This window comes from Terriglobus sp. YAF25 (assembly GCF_052113305.1).
Taxonomy (GTDB): Bacteria; Acidobacteriota; Terriglobia; order Terriglobales; family Acidobacteriaceae; genus Terriglobus.
On record NZ_JBFRCY010000742.1, the window covers coordinates 1 to 4597 of the forward strand.

Below are 4597 nucleotides of genomic sequence, written 5' to 3' on the forward strand. Positions count from 1 at the left end.
GTGATTACTCTCCCTGATTCACCATCAATCCGCCGCCCATCGGCAACAATGGCCGCGCCTTCCTCCGTGAAACGCGAAGCTAATACTGTCATTCCTCGCGAGTTTATATGAGACTCTCCGAGGAAAATAGGACCGCGCCAACGAATGTATGGGAACAATAGCAAACCTTTCTTTAGGTCTTTAGGTCTGCTGATGTGTCAATTTTCTATGGCCCTCTCACTAAACATGTGTGAAAGGGATAATCAACATTAAGAGTTGTGGCATCCTTGCCCGCCCTAGCGTTGCGAGGGCGGGGCACCCGCTTAGGGACGATGCAGGCAAAAGCGTCGCGCAAAGCGCAATACCCCATTCTTTATCTTCGACAAAGAATGGGCAACGAGACAATTCAACCATTCAACCATTCAACAAGAGCGCGCCTACTTGGCCGTTGGGTACAGTCCTTCCAACGATTTAGGCGCGCTCAGATTCACCATCTTCCTCGGCATCATGGCGTCGCGCTGCGATGCGTTCCATAGAAAGATCGCCATGATGGTCGCGGCCTGGCGCAGGTCAGGTTCTGAGATCCGCTCATAGGTGTCGAGCGCGGTGTGGTGGGTGCGGGTTTCGTAGTCGCGGGGATCCTGGATGAACTGGAAGCCTGGAAGGCCGGCCTGATCGAAGCTGACGTGATCGGTCGCGCCCGTCGCTCGTTCTGAGATGGTGGTGAAACCGAGATCTTTCACCGGCTCCATCCACAGGCGGAAGATGCTCGCGGCTTCGCTGTTGCCCTCGGCATAGATGCCCAGGAACTTGCCGGTGCCGTTGTCCATGTTGAAGTAGGCGTCGAAGTTCGCATGGTCGGCCTTAGGAGTTACGCTGCTCGGCAGCATGACGAACGGAGGCAGGTTCTTGTATTTCTCTCCCTCGGGATACTTCATGCTCGCCAGATGGTTCACGACGTAACCGCGCGATCCGTAGATACCCTGCTCCTCACCGCCCCATAGCGCGACCCGGATAGTGCGCCGCGGCTTGAGGTCGAGCGCCTTGAGGATGCGTAGCGCCTCCATCGCTACCACCACGCCCGCACCGTCATCGGTGGCGCCGGTGCCCGCGATCCAGCTATCGAGATGTCCACCGGCCATCACGACCTGGTCCTTCAGCGTAGGATCCGTGCCCGGCAGATCGGCAACAACGTTCAGCCCGTCAACCTTCTCGCCCGTGAACTCTGTCTGGATGTTGATGCGCACGCTCACCGGGACCTTATGTTCGAGCAGACGTGACATACGCAGGAAGGATTCCGTGTTGATCACGGCGCCGGGAATCATCTGTCTGTGTTCCGGCTTGAAGACAAACCAGCCGAAGCCCGCCGTGCTGGTGTCATCGTGCAGCGCTCCGTTGCTTCCGCCTGGAATCAGTGCGGCGACAGCGTGTTCGGCGGCAAAGAACTTCGCGAGGTCCTCCTTGAAGGTCGTAAAGCGCTTGCCCCAGAAATCGGGGTCGGTGGGCAGTACATCTGTTTCGCCCTGGTCGCCGTCCAGCGGAAATTCGGAAAGGTGCTGCAGCTTCGCGGCATCATAGCTTTCGATCGGGGCCGGAGGATTGGGTGAGGTCTTCGGGGCGTCTCCGTAGAGAACCACCTTCCCGGCCAGCTTGCCCTTCCACTTATCGAGATCGGCCGGCGTGCGGAGCGTAGGTACAGCGATCACCTCGGCCGTGATCTCTCCCTTGGTCGCAGGCGACCAGGGACCGGCCTGGGCCAGCATGGTGGCAGTTCCGGGTTGCGTCATCAGCACCGAGGCGCCGACCTGCCGCCAGCCCATGCCGGTCTCGCCAAAGCTCTCGGTATGGGCATTCACCAGCCCCATGTGCTTGAACTGATCGACGGACCAGTCGGCGGCCTTCTGGTAGTCCGGGGAGAAGGTCAGGCGCGGACCGGAGAGGTCGAAGAGCGCTCCGGCGTACTCCATCACGTGCGAGCGGCTGATGCCCTCCTCGCGGATGCGGGCGATGGTCGCGAGGTCGAGTGTCTCGGCTGCGGGCTGTGCGGGCCTGGTTGTGGAGGGATTGTCCGCAGCGAACGCAGTCAGGCTCAGGGCTAGAGGAAGGACGAAATACCGGTGCATTGTGAAGGAATCATACTTCTAGTTGCTAGGCTGTATCGACAAATTCAAGTTTGAGTTTTCTTGGGAAATTGGGTGTATTTCGCTTTCTGTATCTTCTTGAGATGTTCTGGCCGTAAACGGCCGGGCAGAGCTGCTGGCGGAGCACCGTGGCCCTCGCGAGATTGTGCAGGATATCCGCCTGCGGGCTAAATATTCCGGCGACTTCGAGGTACTCTGTGCCCGGTGTGTCGACCCGGTTCCGCAGCACATCGAGGGCGAGTTTGACCTCCTCTTCCGCCCGTCAGGGGTGGATGGCGAGCAGGGAGAACGATCCATTTCGGAGGCGGAGACCGAAATCGGGTATTATGAAGAGAGCGGCCTCGTGCTGGGGGACGTCGTGCGGGAACAGGTGTTGCTTTCCCTGCCCGGACGGACGCTCTGTCGCGAAGACTGCAAAGGACTTTGCCCGCGTTGTGGACAGAATCTGAACCAGGGAAGCTGTGACTGCGAGGACCGCACGGTCGATCCGCGGTGGAACGCTCTCGCAGATCTGGCCAGCCGGATGAAATCTTGAAAATCTCAAGGATTGTGCCGTAGAAGCGTGCGGAGAACTGATAAGCGCGCCACTGCGGTGATGTGAAAGGAACACTGCCATGCCGAATCCGAAACGGCGTCACTCCAAGCAGCGCACAGCGAAGCGCCGCAGCCACGACTTCCTCGTTCCCACGGGCGTTTCCGAGTGCCCGAACTGCCATGAGCGTAAGCTGCCCCACCGTGCGTGCCCCAAGTGCGGCACCTACAAGGGCCGCGAAGTTCTCGCAGTGAAGAGCGAAGCTTAACTCTGACATCTGAAAGAGACCCCTGGCGCTGAATGTTGATTGATATCGTTCTGGACGCGATGGGCTCTGATAAGGCCCCCGAGCCCGAGCTTCGTGGGGCCATCCTTGCCTGCCGTCATCTGCCGGTCAGGGTCCACCTCGTTGGGCCCGAGGATGTTCTGCGCCCTGCTCTTCACCAGCATCTGCGTGGCGAGAAGCTTCCGATCGAGATTGTCCACGCCAGTGAATGGATCAGCATGGAGGACAAGGCGGCGCAGGCCGTCCGCTCCAAGCGCGACTCCTCCATGCGTGTCGGTCTGAAGATGGTCCGCGAAGGCCGCGCCGCCGGTTTCTTTACCGCCGGCAATACCGGCGCCGCCATGGCGACCGCCAAGATGGTGCTGGGCAGCCTGCAAGGTGTCGACCGTCCGGCTCTGGCGACCATTCTGCCTACGCAGACCGGGCTCCCCTGCCTTCTGCTCGATGTCGGAGCGAATGTCGATTCGGAACCGAGAAATCTGCTGGACTTCGCCATCATGGGCAAGGTCTACAGCGAACAGGTGCTGAAGACCAGAGACACCTCCGTCGGCTTGCTGTCGATCGGCGAAGAGGACTCCAAGGGCAACTCGCTGACCCGCGAAACCCTGCCGCTGCTGCGCGATCTGCTGGGACGGAACTTCATCGGCAACGTGGAAGGCCGCGACCTCTACACGTCAATGCTCAGATCGAAGCGGCGCTCCGAAATAGCAATGACACCAGCGATATGACGCTGTAGCCGGTCCGTAGATTTCGCGGGGATCTAGACAAAGCGCACCCAGAAAGTCTGCTTTCTCCCAAATGCCGCATCATGGGTGCCATCGTTCTGAGCGCGCCTTCAGCGCTTTTTCCGAGTGCGCTATTTCGCGATCGGGATGCCCAGATCCCTGGAGCTTATGCCCCCTGTGATCGGCCGCAACGGCTTATCGCGATACATACGGTCATCGGCGATGCGCAAAAGCTCGGCTACCGTATCAGCGTCCTCGGGGAATACCGCCGCTCCCATCGCGGCTTCGACCGAAAACGTATGTCCCTGTACCTCATAGTTCCCGGCTCCGGCTCGCCGCATTGCCTCCACTAACCGGTCAGCAGGCTGGCCCCGGACGATATCGCCGACGACCACCACGAATTCGTCCCCGCCATACCGCGCCAGCGTATCGGCGGCCCGTACCGCCTTCTTCAGCTCCTCCACAAACTGACACAGGATCCGGTCGCCGGCGGCATGGCCGAGGGTATCGTTGACTCGCTTGAAGCCGTTCAGATCCAGCATGACGACAGCCGCGCTGCTTCCGTTTCTCTCAGCCCTCGCCATCGCCTGGGCCAGTCTGTCTTCCAGCAGGCGGCGATTGGGCAGACCGGTCAGGTCATCATGCAGTGCCAGCGAATGATTGCGGGCGATCTGTTCATCGAGCAGCACCATCAGCATGCCGACCATGATGATGAACTTCTGCAGATCCCAGAACCGGCTCATGATCGGCCCCCAGAACCCGGTGTCACTCACAAACGGATGCGTTCCGAAGCAGAAGGCCCACAGGGTGAATCCCGCCACGATGGCGAGTTTGCCGGCTCCGCTGCGCTCCAGCATCTGGTGCATGCTGATACCGGCGGCAAGAAAGAGCGTGGCCAGCAGCCAGTACACGGCTGCACGAACCTGTTGCGTAT

At 60.1% G+C, this 4597-nt stretch carries 4 protein-coding genes and 1 pseudogene; 3 read left to right on the forward strand and 2 right to left on the reverse strand.

What is annotated here, in order from left to right:
• Positions 1-416 precede the first annotated feature (416 nt).
• A complete protein-coding gene (locus AB4043_RS23145; RefSeq protein WP_442303376.1) occupies positions 417-2102 on the reverse strand; it encodes a M20/M25/M40 family metallo-hydrolase in 1686 nt (561 codons plus the stop codon).
• Positions 2103-2265: 163 nt separating this feature from the next.
• Here AB4043_RS23145 and AB4043_RS23150 point away from each other — a divergent pair, with 163 nt between their 5' ends.
• The 3 genes and pseudogenes from AB4043_RS23150 to AB4043_RS23160 form a co-directional block, all read left to right on the forward strand.
• Positions 2266-2655, forward strand: coding sequence for a YceD family protein (locus AB4043_RS23150; protein WP_442308224.1), 390 nt, complete (start codon positions 2266-2268; stop codon positions 2653-2655).
• A gap of 79 nt (positions 2656-2734) precedes the next feature.
• On the forward strand, positions 2735-2920 hold the full coding sequence (rpmF, locus tag AB4043_RS23155) for a 50S ribosomal protein L32 (protein WP_147646345.1): 186 nt from the start codon (positions 2735-2737) through the stop codon (positions 2918-2920).
• 32 nt (positions 2921-2952) lie between these two features.
• Positions 2953-3609 (forward strand): annotated as a pseudogene (locus AB4043_RS23160) (phosphate acyltransferase); the annotation flags it as partial.
• 185 nt (positions 3610-3794) lie between these two features.
• Here the strand turns inward: AB4043_RS23160 and AB4043_RS23165 are convergent.
• On the reverse strand, positions 3795-4597 hold an 803-nt coding region (locus tag AB4043_RS23165), incomplete at its 5' end, for a GGDEF domain-containing protein (RefSeq protein ID WP_442308225.1).

Excerpts from the sequence above, each read along its gene's own strand:
- AB4043_RS23145 (WP_442303376.1), bottom strand. The coding sequence starts at position 2,102 with ATGCACCGGTATTTCGTCCTTCCTCTAGCCCTGAGCCTGACTGCGTTC.
- rpmF (WP_147646345.1), top strand. The coding sequence starts at position 2,735 with ATGCCGAATCCGAAACGGCGTCACTCCAAGCAGCGCACAGCGAAGCGC.